The sequence below is a fragment of the Stutzerimonas kunmingensis genome, from assembly GCF_032106285.1.
GTDB lineage: Bacteria > Pseudomonadota > Gammaproteobacteria > Pseudomonadales > Pseudomonadaceae > Stutzerimonas > Stutzerimonas kunmingensis_B.
The window spans coordinates 223,371-240,540 of sequence record NZ_DAMCPO010000002.1; the positions used below are offsets into that span (position 1 = coordinate 223,371).

A 17,170-nucleotide genomic window follows, 5' to 3' on the forward strand; every position below is an offset into this window, starting at 1 on the left:
CGGAGCCGGAGCCGGAGCCGGAGATAGCGCCGGTGCCGGTCGCCGCGGCAGCGCCCGCCGAGGCACCGGCCAAGCTCGGCTTCTTCGCCCGCCTCAAGCAAGGGCTGACCAAGACCAGCTCGAGCATCGGCGAAGGCATGGCCAGCCTGTTCCTCGGCAAGAAGGCCATCGACGATGACCTGCTCGACGAACTGGAAACCCGTCTGCTCACCGCCGACGTCGGTGTCGAGGCGACGACGGCGATCATGCAGAACCTCACGCGCCGCGTGTCGCGCAAGGAGCTGGCCGACAGTGGCGCGCTCTATACCGCGCTGCAGGAAGAACTCTCTGGGTTGCTCAAGCCGGTCGAGCAGCCGCTCGTGGTCGACAGTGGCAAGCGCCCGTATGTGATCCTCGTGGTCGGGGTGAATGGTGTCGGCAAGACCACCACCATCGGCAAGCTGGCCAAGAAGCTGCAGCTCGAAGGCAAGAAGGTCATGCTCGCCGCTGGCGACACCTTCCGCGCCGCGGCGGTGGAGCAATTGCAGGTGTGGGGCGAGCGCAACAGCATTCCGGTGATCGCACAGCACACCGGTGCCGACTCCGCCTCGGTGATCTTCGATGCGGTGCAGGCGGCCAAGGCGCGGGGCATCGATGTGCTGATCGCCGACACCGCTGGCCGGCTGCACACCAAGGACAACCTGATGGAGGAGCTGAAGAAGGTCCGCCGGGTGATGGGCAAGCTCGACGAGTCGGCTCCCCAAGAGGTCCTGCTCGTGCTCGACGCCGGCACCGGCCAGAACGCCATCAACCAGACCAAACAGTTCAATCAGGCGGTCGAGCTGACCGGTCTGGTGCTGACCAAACTCGACGGCACCGCCAAGGGCGGTGTGATCTTCGCCCTGGCCAAGCAGTTCGGCACGCCGATCCGCTACATCGGCGTCGGCGAAGGGATCGACGATCTCCGCACGTTCGAGGCCGATGCCTTCGTCAAGGCGCTTTTCGCCCAGCGGGACGGCGCATGATTCGTTTCGAACAGGTCGGCAAACGCTACCCCAACGGCCACATCGGGTTGCATGAGCTTTCCTTCCAGGTGCGCCGTGGCGAATTCCTCTTCGTCACCGGCCATTCCGGCGCCGGCAAGAGCACGCTGCTGCGCCTGTTGCTGGCAATGGAGCGTCCCACCAGCGGCAAGCTGCTGCTGGCCGGGCAGGACCTGTCGCGCATCACCAATGCGCAGATTCCTTTCCTGCGCCGGCAGATCGGCGTGGTATTCCAGAATCACCAGTTGCTGTTCGATCGCACGGTGTTCGACAACGTCGCCCTGCCGTTGCAGATTCTCGGGCTCAACAAGCGCGAGATTGGCCAGCGGGTGATGACCGCGCTGGAGCGCGTCAGCCTCAAGGACAAGGCGCTGCAGTATCCGGCGGACCTGTCCACCGGTCAGCAGCAGCGTGTCGGCATCGCTCGCGCCGTGGTGCACCGGCCGGCCCTGCTGCTCGCCGATGAACCGACCGGCAACCTCGACCCGCGACTCGCTGCGGAGATCATGGGCGTGTTCGAAGACATCAATCGCCTGGGTACCACCGTGCTGATCGCCAGCCACGATCTGGCGCTGATCGCGCGGATGCGTCATCGCATGCTGACCCTGCAACGTGGTCGCCTGATCGGCGACGGGGAGGCCAGCCGATGAGCAGCGAACGCAATCCCAAGACCAACCCGAGCACGGCCGAGCGCGTCGGCGGTTCGGTGAAGAAGCCGGAGCAGCCGCGCGGCGACGAGCCGGACTTCAAGACGCTGTTCCATGCCTGGCTGGAAAGTCATCGCGCCAGTTTGGTCGACAGCGTCGGGCGTCTGATCAAGCAGCCGATCGGCAGCTTCTTCACCTGCCTGGTGATGGCCGTGGCGTTGAGCCTGCCCATGGGCCTGGCGCTGCTGCTGGACAACGTCGAACGGCTCGGTGGCTCGTGGCAGCGTGCCGCGCAGATCTCGCTGTTCATGCAGCTTGAGGTGGATGGCGACGCTGGCGAGCGCCTGCGTGACGAGGTTGCCGCCATGCCCGACGTGGCAGCGGCGGACTGGGTCAGCCGCGAGCAGGCGCTGGACGAGTTCCAGCAGCTGTCCGGGCTTGGCGAAGCGCTCAAGGAGTTGCCGGACAATCCGCTGCCCGGCGTGGTCATCGTGACACCCGAAGAGGTGGACAAGGACAAGCTCGAAGCGCTGCGTCAGCAGCTGGCCGAGCTGCCCGGCGTGCAGTTGGCTCAGCTGGATCTGCTCTGGGTCGAGCGGCTGACCGCTATTCTCAAGCTTGGCGACCGCTTCGTCTTCGGCCTGACATTGTTGCTGGTGGCGACGTTGCTGCTAGTGATTGGCAACACCATCCGCCTGCACATCGAGAACCGCCGCACCGAGATCGAAGTGGTCAAGCTGGTGGGCGGCACCGATGGTTACGTCCGCCGTCCGTTCCTCTACATGGGTGCCATCTACGGTCTGGGCGCCGGCCTGATCGCCTGGCTGCTGCTGGTCTATGGACTGGGCTGGCTGAACGAGGCCGTGGTGAATCTGGCGGGCCTCTACGGCAGCGATTTCGGCCTGGGAGGCGTTCCGGCGGGCGATGCGTTATCGCTGGTGATCGGTGCGGTGCTGCTCGGCTACATCGGTGCCTGGCTGGCTGTCGCAAGGCATCTGAGCGAGCTGGCTCCTCGATAAAATTTCATTTGAAAACAATCACTTGACAGTTGTGTCAGGGAACTTTTCCACAGGCTTGCAGTCTCATGCGGCAATGCTAAACTGCTGCAGCTTCGTCATTGGAGGTACTGCATGACAACTACTCTGCAACCTGTTCAAGCGCTAGTCCCGGGAGCGAATCTCGAGGCCTACGTGCAGACCGTGAACAGCCTCCCGCTGCTCACTGTCGAGCAGGAGCGCGAGCTGGCCGGGCGCCTCTTCTATCATCAGGATCTCGAAGCGGCTCGGCAGATGGTGCTGGCGCACCTGCGTTTCGTCGTTCACATCGCCCGCAGCTATTCCGGCTATGGTCTGGCCCAGGCCGACCTGATCCAGGAAGGCAACGTCGGTCTGATGAAGGCGGTCAAGCGTTTCAATCCGGAAATGGGTGTGCGGCTGGTGTCCTTCGCCGTGCACTGGATTCGCGCCGAAATTCATGAATTCATCCTGCGCAACTGGCGCATCGTCAAGGTCGCGACCACCAAGGCGCAGCGCAAACTGTTCTTCAATCTGCGCAGCCAGAAGAAGCGTTTGGCCTGGCTGAACAACGATGAAGTCACCGCCGTGGCCAATAGCCTGGGCGTCGAGCCGCACGAAGTGCGCGAAATGGAAAGCCGCCTCACCGGCCATGACATGGCCTTCGACCCGGCCGCCGATGCCGACGACGACAGCGCCTACCAGTCGCCTGCGCACTATCTGGAAGATCATCGCTACGATCCGGCCCGCCAGCTGGAAGATGCCGACTGGAGCGACAGTTCCACTTCCAGCCTGCATACGGCGCTCGAGGGGCTCGACGAGCGCAGCCGGGACATTCTCCAGCAACGCTGGCTGAACGAAGACAAGGCGACCCTGCACGACCTGGCTGCCAAGTACAACGTATCGGCCGAGCGCATTCGTCAGCTGGAGAAGAATGCGATGAACAAGTTGAAGGGCTCGATTCAGGCTTGATGCTCAGTCAGCTGAAAAAGAATCGCGGGATGCCATTGGCTCCCGCGATTTTTTTTGCCTGTCGTTCGCTCGGGATGCCGCCCGGCTATCGAGGCTTGCTTCTGGCCTGGCGGATGTTGTCTCGCGCCTGTTCAACCGCGACCAGCAGCTGGGCGTTGGTGATCGGCTTGTGCAGCCAGACGATCCCTGCGGGGAACTGTGCCTGCTCGAACTGGTGCGCGGCGGAGATAACGACGATGGGCAGATCCTGCATCGCCGGTTGATCGCGCAATTCGTCGATAAGCTGCATGCCGCTGCCGTCGGGCAGGTGCAGGTCCAGTGTCATGGCCTCGTAATGGCTGGCAGCGAGCTTTTCACGGGCCTGATGCAGGCTTTGCACGCGCTCCACGCCGTAGCCGCCCTCGCGCAGCATCATATGCAGCAGACGGCCGGTGTCAGGCTCGTCTTCGACGACCAGGATTCGCGGCTGGCCGTCGCGGCAGTCCGATTCGGCTGGCGGTATCTGGATCGGCAGCTCGCACCAGAAGGTGGTGCCCTGGCCGGGTAAGCAGTCGAAGCCGACCGTACCGCCCATGCGTTCGATCAGCTCCTTGGTGATCGCAAGTCCGAGTCCGGTACCGGACTTCTGCCGGCTGTCGGAGGCATCGGCCTGGGCGAACTTCTCGAACACGCGGGAGCGGAACGCCTCGGGAATGCCGGGGCCCTGGTCGGTAACGCTGATACGAACCTTGGTCCCACGCAGGGAGCTGTGCAGGCGAATCTCTCCGCCCTCGGGGGTGAACTTGACGGCGTTGGAGAGGAAGTTGCCAAGCACCTGCTGCAGGCGCAGGCTGTCCACCCAGACCAGCACATCGGCCGGATGCTCGAGCGTACAGCGCACGCCATGCTGCTCGCAGAGGGCCTGGTTGCTCGCCAGCGATTCCTCGAGCAGGTCGCCAAGCGAATGTTCGCGCAGTTCGAACGACATCTTGCCGGCGGCAATCTTTTCCATGTCCAGCAGGTCGTTGATCAGATGACCCAGGCGCAGGCTATTGCGGTAGGCGATCTCGAGCATCTGCTGCATGGCTGGAGGCGCTGCCCCGAGCGCGCCGCCGACGATCAGCCCGAGCGCACCGCTGATGGAGGTCAGTGGCGTGCGCAGCTCGTGGCTGACGGTGGAAACGAAGTCGTTCTTCATCTGCTCGACGCGCTTGCGTTCGGTGAGGTCCATCAGCGTGCCGCTGATGCGCTGGGCCATGCCTTGCGGGTCACGCTGGATATGGCCGCGCAGCAGTACCGGGACGACATGACCATGCTTGTGTTGCAACCGTAATTCGGTGGTGAAGTGGTCGACATTGGACAGCATGGTTTGGGCCAGGCGCGCCTTCTGCTGCGCTAGGTCTTCGGCAACCGTCAGCCGCTCCCACAGTTTGAGGTCGCAGGTCAGCTCGTTGGGACGATAACCGAGTATTTCCCAGGCGCGGGGCGAGGCGAACATGCTGCCGGCTTCCAGATCGAGATCCCACAGCCCATCGTTGCTGCCTTTCAGCGCAAGCGACAGACGCTCCTCGCTCAAGCGCAGATCGTGTTTGCTCTGACGTATGTGCCGGGTCATCTCGTTCGCCAGCGCCTGGGCACGGCTATGGCGCAGCGCCAATGACGAGGTCAGGAAAAAAACCAGCAGGCTCAGACCGAGCCCCAGGCCGAACACCAGTGCCTCGTTGGAATGGAAACGCTCGTCGAACTCGGGCCGGCTATCCATGCGCAGCGTCCAGGTCTGGCCGTACAGCTCCAGCTGCTGCAACTGGCTGAAGCGGGCACTGCCGGGCTCGGGGGCTTCGCTCGATGCGTACAGCAGGTGTTCCGGCTCTTCACCGGGACTGGCGTAGATATGCAGCGCCAGCGGCAGATCGGCCGCACGCAGAATGCCGCGCATCAGATCTTCGACGCGATAAGGGCTATAGACGAAGCCGCGCAGCGCCTGCATGCGCTGCTCCGGCGTCGTCAGCGGCGCGCTCGGTCGATACACCGGCACATAGAGCAGCACACCGGCCTGCACCTTGCCATGGGTTTCCTGCAGCAGCGTCACCTTGCCGGTAATACTCGTTTCGCCGAGCTGGGCGGCACGTTGCATGGCGCGACGGCGAGTCGGCTCGGAATACATGTCGTAGCCGAAGGCGGCCAGATTGCGCCTGAGGAACGGCTCAAGATAGACGATCGAAGTGTAGAGCTCCCGCTGGCCTGGCGGATGAATGTCGTAATCCGGGTAACCCTGTGCACGCATGCGTGCGACATGCGCATCGCGTTCGGCCTGCGGAATTGCCTGGCTGAAACCGACGCCCTGGATGCCGGGATAACGGTCTGGTAGCAGCAAGCGCTCGACGTACGTGCGCCACTGCTCGCGGCTGACGTTCTCCACGGCATCGAACAGACCGGCGCCGCCGAGCAGGATCTGTTCATGGTCCCGCAGCCGCTTGCGGATCGCTTCAGTGACCTTCTCGCCGAGCATCTGGAACTGCTGCCGGGCAGCGCGATCCTCGTTGGTGCGCAGACTCTGCCAGACCACCAGTTGGACCAGCAGGGTGAACGCCAGCATTCCCCAGGCAACGCCGTTTCGCCAGCTGAACAGCTGTCGCAGGCCGTGAGGCTGATTGTGGTGTATCGCTGGATCGCTCATCGTCTTCGCTGCGGTACGCGGTGGTTGACCAATTGGACGCCGGAGGCCTGGAATCGGTGCCAGTCTGCGGCAGTCGAGCCAGTATGCCGCAAAGCTGATTGCCCGGCCTTCCATGACGGCGAGGTTGACCGTTCTGTCAGCTTACCTGCCGTAATGGCCTATTGATATATACGCCTGATCAGGCTCCGGACGAGCGGCAACTCTGCCCGTAGCGGAGTTCGGCAGGGCGCCAATCGACGTCGCTGGCAGGCTGCGGTCGTGCAAGGCCGTAGCCTTGGCCATAGTCGCAATTCTGCGCCAACAGAAACGCCGCCTGGTCTGCAGTCTCGATGCCTTCCGCCACGACTTTGAGGCCCAGATTGTGTGCCAGACCGATGACCGAGCGGGTGATGGCGGCGTCCTCGCGGTCGTCGGGCAGGCCGCGGACGAAGCCTTGGTCGATCTTCAGTTTGTGCACGTTCATGCGCTTGAGTCGCTGGAGCGACGAGTAGCCGGTGCCGAAATCGTCGATCGCCAGCTGAACGCCGAGTGCGCGCAGGCGCTGCAGTAGCTCCAGGGCGGCGTCCGGGTCCTGCATCACCGCGCTTTCGGTGATCTCCAGTTCCAGATGGTGCGCCTCTAGCCCGCAGCGGGCCAGAATGGTGGCGACCTGCAGGTCGAGCTCGCCGTTGCCGAACAGGCGGCTGGAGATGTTCACCGCGATGAAGCCAAGCGGGCGACCCTGGCCAAGCCACTCTCGAGCCTGATTGCAGGCCTGCTCCAGCACCCAGTGATCGATCGCGCTGATCAGCCCGGTTTCCTCGGCGACGGGAATGAAGATGCCCGGTGCGATCAGGCCTTTCTCCGGGTGTAGCCAGCGTACCAGTGCCTCGAAACCGGTGATCGTGCCCTCGCGCAGGTCGTAGATCGGCTGAAAGTGCAGGCGCAGCTGTCCTTGCTCGAGGGCCTGGCGCAATGCGGTGACCAGTTCGACGCGCTGGCGGGCCTGGCTGGTCAGTTCCTCGGAATAGAACGCATAGGTTGAGCGGCCGCTGTTCTTGGCCTTGAACAGCGCCGAGTCGGCGTTGCGCATCAGCTGTTCGACGTTCTGCACGTCGGTCGGATAGGGGTACAGCACGATGCCGATGCTGGCGCTGCTGAACAGCTCCTGGTCGGCGATATGGAAGGGTTCGTTCAGTCGGTCGAGAATGCGCAACGCCAGCGAGGTGGCCTTCTCCGCGCCGTAGCCTTCACAGAGCAGGGCGAACTCGTCACCGCCGAGTCGGCCAAGCGTCATGCCTTCTTCCAGGTACTCGCCCAGTCGCGTGCTGACAGCCTGCAACAGCGCGTCGCCCAGGCTGTGGCCAAGGCTTTCATTGATGTCCTTGAAGTGATCGAGGTCGATCAGAAGTAATGCACCGCTGCGTTTGTTGGCCCTGGCGCGCTCGAGATCCTGCTTGGCGCGTTCGGTGAACAGCAGCCGATTCGGCAGCTTGAGCAACGGATCGTAATGAGCGAGCTGGTCGAGCTCTTCGCGCGAGCGCTTGAGCGCCGAGAGATCGGAGAACACCGCCACGTAATGGCTGAGCTGGCCCTGGTTGTCATGGATGCAGCGCAGGTTCTGCCATTGCGGGTACACCTCGCCATTCTTGCGTCGGTTCCAGATCTCGCCGCTCCACTCGCCATGCTCTTTCAGCGCCAGCCACATCTGGTTGTAGAAGGCTGCGTCGTGCTTGCCAGACGCGAAGAGTCTAGGGGTCTGTTCAAGGACTTCCTCGGTGCTGTATCCGGTGATGCGGCTGAACGCCGGATTGACGTGCACGATGTGTTGGCTTGGATCAGTGACCAGCACGCCTTCCTGAGTGCTGTCGAAGACTGCGGCGGCCTGCTTCAGGCTGGTTTCCTGGACGTGCTGGGCGCGCTGCTGTTCGTCGAAGCGGCGAAAGTGCTGGCGGCCGAGCAGGAATATCAGCACGGTAGTAAGCCCCACGAACAGCGCTCCCTTGCCCGTTTGCCAGGTTTGGCTATCGCCTGCAGCGAGGTAGCCGACCAGCATGTCGCCGAGGAGAATCCACAGCATGGCCAGGCAGAAATAGCCCAGACTTAGCCGGACGAGGTAGGTGTTCATGGTTGCTCTCGGGTCCGATCCAGATACTGCATAGTCAAACCCCATCGCACTGGCTGAGCGGGAGGCACGTCATCTCGCACCGGAGGTGCTGCATCCTGCTGCGCCGGTTGTTCTGCATGCTGGTTCAGAGCCAGCCCGGCCACCAGTCCGGGTGGTCCGGTTTGATCCGCTGCAGGTAGTGGCTGCCACCCAGCTGGCGCATCTGTTGCCGAATCCAGGCGGCGCGATTGTTCACGTGGCTGCCCGGTTTGCCAGCGCTCCACTCTCGCGGGTTGGGCAGCACTGCGGCGAGGAGGCTGGCCTGGCGGGTCGACAGGTACGGTGCACCGGTGCCGAAGTGATGCTGGGCCGCCGCCTGCGCACCGAAGACGCCATCGCCCCACTCGACGCTATTGAGGTAGACCTCAAGGATGCGCTGCTTGGGCCATAAAAGCTCGATCAGCGCAGTGAACCAGGCCTCCAGTCCTTTGCGCGGCCAGCTGCGGCCGGACCAGAGAAACAGATTCTTCGCCACCTGCTGACTCAGCGTGCTGGCACCGCGCAGTGAGCCACCGCGCTCATTGTGGCTGAGCGCCGCACGGATTGCTGCGACATCGAAGCCCCAGTGGTCGGCGAACTTCTGATCCTCGGCGGCGATCACCGCCATCTTCAGATCGTCCGGCAGCACTTTCCAAGGCCGCCAGTCGCGGGTCAGGTCGATAGTTTCGCCTGTGCGCCATGACTCGATCTTGCGCTCGATCATCAAAGCGGTGAACGGCGGTGGCACCCAGCGAAACAGCAGTACCAGCAGCGCCGAGAGGCCGATCAGCCAGAGCAGCAGTTTGGAGAGGCGCAGCAGTAGGTTTCGCAACATGGCACTTGGTCGTGGGCGAAAAGAGCGGGCATTATAGCGGCCGCTAAGGCCATCGACCGGAAATGGCAATGATTCGTGCTTATATCGTCCTTGCCGCGCTGTTCGGCTTGACCGGCGTTGCGCTTGGCGCTTTCGCTTCCCATGCCCTCAAGAGCCAGTTGAGCGCTGCCTATCTTGCGGTGTTTCAGACGGGCGTGCAGTACCAGATGCTTCATGCGCTGGCACTGCTCGGCGTCGCGCTGCTTTCGTTGCATCGGCCCGGACGCCTCCTGACTGCGGCAGGTGCCCTGTTCGTCGCCGGTATCCTGTTGTTCTCCGGCAGTCTCTACCTGCTCACCCTCAGTGGAATCGGCAAACTGGGCATGATCACGCCGCTAGGGGGTACGTCCTTTCTCGCAGGCTGGCTCTGCCTGGCGCTGGCCGGCTGGCGCATACGCAGCTGAGCGGGACGAACGGCCGCGGGCTTCGCGTTGGTGGCGTGGGTGATTCGGGCTAGAATGCCGTCCCCTTTTCGCAATGGCGGCGAACAGCATGCAGATCCAGTTGAATGGCGAACCCTATGAGCTGCCAGCCGGCGAGTCGGTGGCCGACCTGCTTGTGCGTCTGGACCTGACCGGACGCCGTCTGGCCGTCGAGCTCAACCGGGACATCGTGCCGCGCAGCGCGCACGCGACCACCGAACTCAGCGAAGGCGATCACGTCGAGGTGGTGCACGCCATCGGTGGCGGCTAGCCGGTCGCGTTCATCCGAAGTACGCCGCCTTGCGGCGCCCAGTCCGCAGAAACACGTCCGAACGAGGAATTCCCATGCGCCCAGTTCCGCACGACAAGCCCTTCACCCTGGCCGGTCGCACCTATCAATCGCGCCTGCTGGTCGGCACCGGCAAGTACAAGGACCTTGAGGAGACGCGTGCGGCCATTGAGGCCTCGGGTGCCGAGATCGTCACCGTCGCGGTGCGCCGCACCAATATTGGCCAGAATCCGGGCGAGCCGAATCTGCTCGACGTGATCAGCCCCGAGCGCTACACCATCCTGCCGAACACCGCCGGCTGTTTCACCGCCGAGGACGCGGTGCGTACCTGCCGCCTGGCCCGTGAACTCCTCGACGGCCACAAGCTGGTCAAGCTGGAAGTGCTGGCCGATCAGAAGACGCTATTTCCCAACGTGATCGAGACCCTCAAAGCCGCCGAAGTACTGATCCGGGACGGCTTCGACGTCATGGTCTATACCAGCGACGACCCGATCATCGCCCGCCAGCTGGCCGAGATGGGCTGCATCGCGGTGATGCCGCTGGCCGGCCTGATCGGCACCGGTCTGGGCATCTGCAATCCCTACAACCTGCGCATCATCCTCGAGGAAGCCACCGTGCCCGTGCTGGTGGATGCCGGTGTCGGAACCGCTTCGGACGCCACTATCGCCATGGAGCTGGGCTGCGAAGCGGTGCTGATGAACAGCGCCATCGCCCATGCGCAGAATCCCGTGCTGATGGCCGAGGCCATGAAGTACGCCATCGAGGCCGGCCGCCTGGCCTATCTCGCCGGCCGCATGCCGAAGAAGCTCTACGCCAGCGCCTCGTCGCCGCTGGACGGGCTGATTCGCTGAAACGATTCGTGGCCGGCCCCGATCTTGTGTCGGGGGCCGGCTTTTTTATTTCTCGCAGGTAGACCATGACAGAGCAGAACCCCGCGGCCGAAGCGCAGCAAACCGAGCACCGCCGTACCATCAAGAGTTTCGTGATGCGTGCCGGGCGCATGACCGAAGGCCAGCAGCGTGGCCTGGAGCAAGGCTGGCCGAAGTTCGGCCTGGAGATCGAGAACGGTCTGCGCGATTTCGACGAGGTGTTCGGCCGTAGCGCGCCGCGCACCTTCGAGATCGGCTTCGGCATGGGCCATTCCACCTTGGAAATGGCCGCCGCGGCGCCGGATCAGGACTTCATTGGCGTGGAAGTGCATAAACCTGGCGTCGGTGCGTTGCTGAGCGGACTTGTGTCACAGAAATTGAACAACGTCAGGGTCTACAGTTGCGACGCCTTGGAGGTGCTGCGCGATTGCGTGGCCGATGCCAGCCTGGACCGCGTATTGCTGTTCTTTCCGGACCCCTGGCACAAGAGCCGTCATCACAAGCGACGTATCGTGCAGCCGGCTTTCGCCGAGCTGGTGCGCAGCAAGCTGAAGATCGGCGGTGTGCTGCATATGGCCACCGACTGGGAGCCCTATGCCGAATACATGCTCGAGGTGATGAACGTCGCCCCGGGCTATCGCAATCTGGCCGAGGATGGACGTTGCGTACCACGGCCTGCGGAGCGACCGATCACCAAGTTCGAGCGCCGTGGTGAACGGCTCGGTCATGGCGTCTGGGACCTGAAATTCCAGCGCATCGACTGAGCGCGGTCAGTAAAAGCGAAACGCCCGCGACCTAGTCCCGGCTGCCCTATCAGCGGCGCCAGGCAGCCAGGTCGCTTGCCACACCCAGATCGAGAGCCGCAGCAGCGGCCAGGGAAGAGTGCTGCCAGGACGGCATGCCTGCCCACACCATATAACAATGCAACGCCGATAGCCGGGCTCGCCACGCGGTGCCCAGCATCGTGCGCAATTGGGGGAGTAGACGATGTACGGAAAGATCGGAATTCTGCTGTTGGCAGCCTGTACCGCGTTACCGGCACAGGCGAAGGTAGACAGCACGCAGGCCGCGCGACTGGGGCAGGACCTGACTCCGCTGGGAGCGGAGCGCGGCGGCAATCCCGCGGGGACGATCCCGCCCTGGGCCGGGGGCGTTGCAGCACCCGCCGGCTACCAGCCCGGGATGCACCATCCCGACCCGTATGCGGCCGATACAGTGCTCTATCGCGTCGATCACACCAATATCAACGAGTACAGCGGCCAGCTTTCCGGCGGTATGAAGGCGCTGCTGGAGCGTTATCCCGACTACCACCTGCGCGTATTTCCGACCCGCCGCAGCGCCTCGGTGCCGCAGCGGATCTATGATGCCACTCGCTACAACGCCGTCAGCGCCGAGCTCATCGCCAACGGCAACGGTATCCAGGGCGCGGCAGCCGGCATTCCCTTCCCGATCCCGCAGAGCGGCATCGAGGTGATCTGGAATCACATCCTGCATTACAAGGGTGACCAGAGCCACATGATCAATAACCAGGCAGTGGTGATCGGTGGCCGGGCCAACTACATCAAGCGTGATCGGCACATCTATTACGTCTACAACCGCGAAGGCATGACTCACGCGGACCTGGACAACACCGTGCTGTACTACAAGTACCGTGTCACCGCGCCGGCCAAGCTGTCCGGTACGGCACTGGTGGTGCAGGACCCGCTCGATCAGGTGCTGACCACTCGCAAGGCGTGGCGCTACAGCCCGGACGATCGCCGCGTGCGCCGTCTGCCGTCACTGGCTTATGACTCCTTGCAGCCCGACACCAGCGGCTTGGCCACGGCCGATGTGGTCGACTCGTTCAACGGCGCGCCGGATCGCTACGAGTGGGAGCTGCTCGGCAAGCGTGAAATGCTGATGCCCTACAACAGCTATGCCGTGCATCAGAAGGGCCTCCCCTACGACAGCATCGTCCAGGCACGCACCCTGAACCCGGAACTGCTGCGCTATGAACTGCATCGCGTGTGGGTGGTCGAGGCGACTTTGCGCAAGGGCTTCAGTCACCTCTACGACAAGCGTCGGTTCTATATCGACGAGGACAGCTGGGCGATCCTTGCCGTCGACCTGTACGACGAGAAGGGCGAGCTGATCGGCCTGCAGGAAAGCCATCCGATCAGCTATTACGACGTGCCGATGTTCAACAGCACGCTGGAAACGCTCTACCACCTCAAGGACGGCAACTACTTCGTCGATGGGCTGGACAACAACGAGCCGATGTACGACTTCAATGTCAAGCTCGGCCCGCGTGATTTCTCGCCGCAGGCGCTGCGTCGCGGCAACTGACGAAGGACAGAAACAGAAGATGCACGAAAGGGCGCCGCTGGCGCCCTTTTTCGTACCACCAGAACTGCCGTCGCGCGCCGCTGCGGCGGTGTGAGGCTACAAGGTTGTTCCTGTTCGGTGGGGCCGAGCACGGGTAGTGACTTCGCTCAAGAGTGGGCTGGCACGGCAGTGGGATGATCGCCTGCGTAGCGCTGAAAAGGCGGCCCGACAGCCGGGCAAGCAGCCGCGCCATTCGCAAAGGAGGGAGCCGCGTGTTCAGACCGGGACAACTGGAGTACCACAGCCTTTCCGCTTCCGGGAAACCGGGTTATCACCTGCAGCTCGACTACCGTGTCGAGGGCACGCCGGAGGCGCCGCAGTGGGCGTGTTTTCACCTGCGCTTCGAGGCCGGAGCAACTCTGGTGGACGAGCAGTTTCGAATGCACCGCGATGTTGCCTGCAACTTCCTGCAGCGCGTCCGTCAGTGCCTGCGTCGCCACGGTGTGCCGGTGGACGCCGATATCCTCTTCGGTCTGCACGGCATCTACGACCCGCTGTTCGAGGATCTGCGCCGGCAGCTGTGCTATCGGCCGGGCGAGGCCGTCGATCTCGATCGATTTCTTCGCGAAGGCTGAGCGGCGTAAGTGGCTTGTGCGGTCAGTTGGTCAAGGCAAGTTCGGATGGACATGGCTCCGAGAAGGCGCTGCGACGCGTCATAGCGGGGCTATGGCAAGGAGCGGCAACACAGTATCGGGGCCATGGGCGCCGGAGTCGACCAACTGACCTTACCAACCAGGCCACTAGTTACGGTCGGCGATCACGCCGATGAGAAAGAAGATCAGCAGCAGCACCGGCGCCAGGCTGTAGTTGTTCAGGTGGGCCAGCCCCTGGGTCATCCACGGGGTGAGGAAGACGATCGCCAGGCCATAGCCCACCGCGCAGACCAGTACGAAGATCAGCGTGCGGAAAAAGAAGTTCAGGCTGCTGACGGCGCCCTTTACCCAGGTATTGATTGCTGGGCCGAACAGTACGAAGAGTGTGGCCATCAGCGCCAGGGAGATATCCGACAGGTGGCTGCGGCTCCAGCGCGACAGCGTGACGATCAGGTCGAGTAGCAAATCCATGCGGTGTCCTTAAGGCAGGAAGCTCTGTAGCAGGTCGTTGAGAAACAGCTGGCCCTTCGGCGTCGCCACCAGGCGCGCTGGGTCAGCCGAGAGCAGGCCGCGCGCTTCGGCGTCGCGCCGTGGCTTGGCGAGCACATCCAGCGGCAGTCCGGTGCGCTGAGTGAACAGCATGGCTGGTACGCCGTCGGTGAGGCGCAGCACATTCATCAGGAATTCGAAGGGCAATTCATCCGCTGCCAGCAGCTTTTCGCCTGCGCGGAAGGCCTTGGCCGGATCGAGGTAGTCCTTCGGTAGGCGGGTCTTCCAGCTGCGCAGGATGCGTCCGTCGGCGTGGCTGAGCTTGGCATGGGCGCCGGCACCGATGCCGAGGAAATCGCCGAAGGTCCAGTAGTTCAGGTTGTGCCGCGCCTGCCGCCCGGGCTGGGCGTAGGCCGAGGTCTCGTACTGGCGATAGCCGTGCTCCGCGAGCAGCGTCTGGCCGGTTTCCTGGATGTCCCAGAGGATATCGTCTTCGGGCAGCTGCGGCGGCTGGCTCCAGAACACCGTGTTTGGCTCCAAGGTCAGCTGGTACCAAGACAGGTGCGTCGGTTGCTGCGCGATGGCGATGCGCAGGTCGCTCAACGCATCCTCCAGGCTCTGGTCCGGCAGGCCGTGCATGAGATCGAGGTTGAAATTGTCGAAGCCGGCGGCGCGAGCCATGTCGGCGGCGCGAATAGCTTCGTCGCCGTCGTGAATGCGCCCGAGCGCCTTGAGCTTGTCGGCCTGGAAGCTCTGCACGCCAATGGAAAGCCGGTTGATGCCGAGCTGGCGGTAGTCGCGGAACTTGGCCTGTTCGAACGTCCCCGGATTGGCTTCCAGGGTGATCTCGATGTCCTCGGAAAAGCCGACCAGCCGTTCCAGCCCGTCGATGATCGCCGCCAGTGCCTTGGCAGAAAACAGGCTTGGCGTACCGCCGCCGAAGAAGATCGAACTCAGCCGGCGGTCCCCGACGTGCTCGAGATCCGCGCGAAGATCGGCCAGCAGCGCGGCGACATAGGCGTCTTCGGGCAGTTCGGGTCCGGCCGCGTGGGAATTGAAGTCGCAGTACGGGCATTTGCGCACGCACCAGGGAATATGTACGTACGCCGCCAGCGGGGGCAATTCGAAACCTGCCGTTGTCGGCGTGCCGTGGTTGCCTTCGCTGGCGCATAGCGGGGCTGAGTCTGCCGCTTTCATATCCCCAGCCGCTGCTTGAGCAGGGCCATGGCGCGTGCACGGTGGCTGAGCTGGTTCTTCTGCGCAGCTGGCAGCTCGGCGCTGGAGCAGTCGCACTCCGGCACCCAGAACAGTGGATCGTAGCCGAAGCCGTGCTCGCCACGCGGCGCATGCAGGATGCGGCCGTGCCAGAGGCCTTCGCAGATGATCGGCAGTGGATCGTCGGCGTGGCGCACCAGCGCCAGGGCACAGACGAACTGCGCGCCGCGTTCGGCATCCGGAACCTCACGCAGGACGTCCAGCAGCTTGGCGTTGTTGGCGGCATCGCCCTGGCCATCGGCGTAGCGCGCCGAGTAGATGCCCGGTGCGCCGCCGAGGGCGTCGACGGCCAGGCCGGAGTCGTCGGCGAGCGCCGGTAGACCGGATATCCGCGCGGCGTTGCGCGCCTTGAGAATGGCGTTCTCGACGAAGGAAAGACCGGTTTCCTCCGGCTCGACGGTGCTGAACTCGGCCACCGAGCGCACGCGAACCGCGTCACCGAGCATGGCCTGGAGCTCCTTGAGTTTGCCGGCGTTGTGGCTGGCCAGTACCAGTTCGGAAAAAGGCATCATCGGTCGGGGAAGAATTCCTGGTTGAACTCGAAGCTGAACGGCTCGGCGCCGGTCGGCTGAACGGTGAGGGCGAAACGCAGGGTTTCCTGCGAGTCGAAGGGGAACTGCGCGAGGTAATAGATCGCCTCGTCACCTTCCTTGAGCTGCTTGAAGCCCAGCGGGCGATCCTGCCCGAGCAGGTTCTTCACTACACCGCTGACCTGCGCCGCGACCGGCTTGCCGTCCTTGATCACCGAGACGTTGACTACGCCCTGGGTCTTGCTGCGCGTGAGCCCGGCGGCGGCGGCAATGTCCGGCTGCAGGAAGCCCGAATTGAAGGCACTGTAGTGGACGTCGTATTCGCCGACGCTGTGTTTGCGCTCGGCCAGCGCCGGCAATGTGAGCAGTGCGGCCAACAGACCGATCAGGATGCGTTTCATGTGCTTACCTCCAGCGTTGAAGCCGCTCAGCGGGATGGCCCGGTGACGCGGTAGATGCCGATTTCACCCAGCAGATTCGGCCATATGCGACTAGCCCAGCCATGCCGATGATCGCGGTCGACTGCCAGGCGTTCGAGTACCCTGGCACCGCTTTCCTGGCACAGCCGCTCGAAATCCTCGAACGTGCAGAAGTGAATGTTCGGCGTGTTGTACCAAGTGTAGGGGAGGAACTCCGACACCGGCATGCGGCCTTTGCTCGCAAGGTACCAACGGCAGCGCCAATGGCCGAAGTTGGGGAAGGTGATGATGCACTGGCGGCCGACGCGCAGCATTTCCTTCATCAGCTGGTCGGGATAATGCACAGCCTGCAGCGCCTGGGTCATCACCACCATGTCGAAGCTGTCGCTGGCGAAGTTGCCCAGGCCCAGGTCGAGGTTCTGCTCGATGACGTTGACGCCCTTGTCGATGCAGGCGGCGATGTTGTCCGGGTCGATTTCCAGGCCGTAGCCGCTGACCTGCTTGTGATCGCGCAGCCAGGCCAGCAGCTCGCCATTGCCGCAGCCGAGGTCGAGAACTCGGCTGCCGGCCGGAATCCACTCTTGGATGATGTCCAGATCGGCGCGCATCTT

General features: G+C 63.5%; 18 protein-coding genes. 10 read left to right on the forward strand and 8 right to left on the reverse strand.

Going from position 1 to position 17,170, the window contains the following annotated elements:
• The 4 genes from ftsY to rpoH all read left to right on the forward strand — a co-directional run.
• A partial coding sequence (gene ftsY / locus RT582_RS02715) for a signal recognition particle-docking protein FtsY (protein ID WP_313476485.1) occupies positions 1 to 1,004 on the forward strand: 1,004 nt, incomplete at its 5' end.
• The gene (ftsE, locus tag RT582_RS02720; RefSeq protein ID WP_003297174.1) at positions 1,001 to 1,672 is read left to right on the forward strand and encodes a cell division ATP-binding protein FtsE; all 672 of its coding nucleotides are present in this window, start codon (positions 1,001 to 1,003) and stop codon (positions 1,670 to 1,672) included. The genes ftsY and ftsE, both read left to right, overlap by 4 nt.
• A complete protein-coding gene (gene ftsX, locus RT582_RS02725; protein ID WP_221103523.1) occupies positions 1,669 to 2,688 on the forward strand; it encodes a permease-like cell division protein FtsX in 1,020 nt (339 codons plus the stop codon). Before ftsE ends, ftsX begins: the two co-directional genes overlap by 4 nt.
• 111 nt (positions 2,689 to 2,799) lie before the next feature.
• A complete protein-coding gene (gene rpoH, locus RT582_RS02730; protein ID WP_031298050.1) occupies positions 2,800 to 3,654 on the forward strand; it encodes an RNA polymerase sigma factor RpoH in 855 nt (284 codons plus the stop codon).
• An 85-nt stretch (positions 3,655 to 3,739) separates the two neighbouring features.
• Here rpoH and RT582_RS02735 read toward each other — a convergent pair whose 3' ends face one another.
• The 3 genes from RT582_RS02735 to mtgA form a co-directional block, all read right to left on the reverse strand.
• Positions 3,740 to 6,310: a hybrid sensor histidine kinase/response regulator gene (locus RT582_RS02735; protein WP_313476487.1), complete on the reverse strand. Its 2,571-nt coding sequence runs from the start codon at positions 6,308 to 6,310 to the stop codon at positions 3,740 to 3,742.
• 178 nt (positions 6,311 to 6,488) lie between these two features.
• A complete protein-coding gene (gene dibA, locus RT582_RS02740) occupies positions 6,489 to 8,417 on the reverse strand; it encodes a phosphodiesterase DibA (protein ID WP_313476488.1) in 1,929 nt (642 codons plus the stop codon).
• A 124-nt stretch (positions 8,418 to 8,541) separates the two neighbouring features.
• A complete protein-coding gene (gene mtgA, locus RT582_RS02745; protein WP_234174502.1) occupies positions 8,542 to 9,270 on the reverse strand; it encodes a monofunctional biosynthetic peptidoglycan transglycosylase in 729 nt (242 codons plus the stop codon).
• Between the two features lie 68 nt (positions 9,271 to 9,338).
• Between mtgA and RT582_RS02750 the strand changes: the two genes are divergently transcribed.
• The 6 genes from RT582_RS02750 (at position 9,339) to RT582_RS02775 (ending at position 13,828) form a co-directional block, all read left to right on the forward strand.
• Positions 9,339 to 9,713, forward strand: coding sequence for a DUF423 domain-containing protein (locus RT582_RS02750; protein ID WP_014818732.1), 375 nt, complete (start codon positions 9,339 to 9,341; stop codon positions 9,711 to 9,713).
• Positions 9,714 to 9,786: 73 nt separating this feature from the next.
• Positions 9,787 to 10,002 carry a sulfur carrier protein ThiS gene (gene thiS / locus RT582_RS02755; RefSeq protein WP_256364880.1) on the forward strand — a complete coding sequence of 72 codons (216 nt, stop codon included), beginning with the start codon at positions 9,787 to 9,789 and terminating at the stop codon, positions 10,000 to 10,002.
• 74 nt (positions 10,003 to 10,076) lie between these two features.
• Entirely contained in the window at positions 10,077 to 10,871 is a 795-nt protein-coding gene (locus tag RT582_RS02760; RefSeq protein WP_014818734.1) for a thiazole synthase, read from the forward strand.
• Positions 10,872 to 10,936: 65 nt separating this feature from the next.
• Positions 10,937 to 11,653, forward strand: coding sequence for a tRNA (guanosine(46)-N7)-methyltransferase TrmB (gene trmB, locus RT582_RS02765; RefSeq protein WP_044314788.1), 717 nt, complete (start codon positions 10,937 to 10,939; stop codon positions 11,651 to 11,653).
• A 223-nt stretch (positions 11,654 to 11,876) separates the two neighbouring features.
• The gene (locus tag RT582_RS02770; protein WP_044314787.1) at positions 11,877 to 13,214 is read left to right on the forward strand and encodes a DUF1329 domain-containing protein; all 1,338 of its coding nucleotides are present in this window, start codon (positions 11,877 to 11,879) and stop codon (positions 13,212 to 13,214) included.
• Between the two features lie 251 nt (positions 13,215 to 13,465).
• Positions 13,466 to 13,828: a DUF5064 family protein gene (locus tag RT582_RS02775; RefSeq protein WP_023446085.1), complete on the forward strand. Its 363-nt coding sequence runs from the start codon at positions 13,466 to 13,468 to the stop codon at positions 13,826 to 13,828.
• A 165-nt stretch (positions 13,829 to 13,993) separates the two neighbouring features.
• On the opposite strand, the gene RT582_RS02780 is transcribed toward RT582_RS02775, so the two are convergent.
• The 5 genes from RT582_RS02780 to metW are packed head-to-tail and all read right to left on the reverse strand — an operon-like array spanning position 13,994 to position 17,167.
• Positions 13,994 to 14,317, reverse strand: coding sequence for a DUF3392 domain-containing protein (locus tag RT582_RS02780; protein WP_003303164.1), 324 nt, complete (start codon positions 14,315 to 14,317; stop codon positions 13,994 to 13,996).
• Between the two features lie 9 nt (positions 14,318 to 14,326).
• Positions 14,327 to 15,532, reverse strand: a complete 1,206-nt coding sequence (hemW, locus tag RT582_RS02785) for a radical SAM family heme chaperone HemW (RefSeq protein WP_313476491.1) — start codon at positions 15,530 to 15,532, stop codon at positions 14,327 to 14,329.
• A complete protein-coding gene (gene rdgB / locus RT582_RS02790) occupies positions 15,529 to 16,122 on the reverse strand; it encodes an RdgB/HAM1 family non-canonical purine NTP pyrophosphatase (protein WP_313476493.1) in 594 nt (197 codons plus the stop codon). The genes hemW and rdgB overlap by 4 nt, the downstream gene beginning before the upstream one ends.
• Positions 16,119 to 16,541, reverse strand: coding sequence for a DUF4426 domain-containing protein (locus tag RT582_RS02795; RefSeq protein ID WP_023446082.1), 423 nt, complete (start codon positions 16,539 to 16,541; stop codon positions 16,119 to 16,121). The genes rdgB and RT582_RS02795 overlap by 4 nt, the downstream gene beginning before the upstream one ends.
• A 26-nt stretch (positions 16,542 to 16,567) precedes the next feature.
• The gene (gene metW, locus RT582_RS02800; RefSeq protein ID WP_023446081.1) at positions 16,568 to 17,167 is read right to left on the reverse strand and encodes a methionine biosynthesis protein MetW; all 600 of its coding nucleotides are present in this window, start codon (positions 17,165 to 17,167) and stop codon (positions 16,568 to 16,570) included.
• Positions 17,168 to 17,170 lie beyond the last annotated feature (3 nt).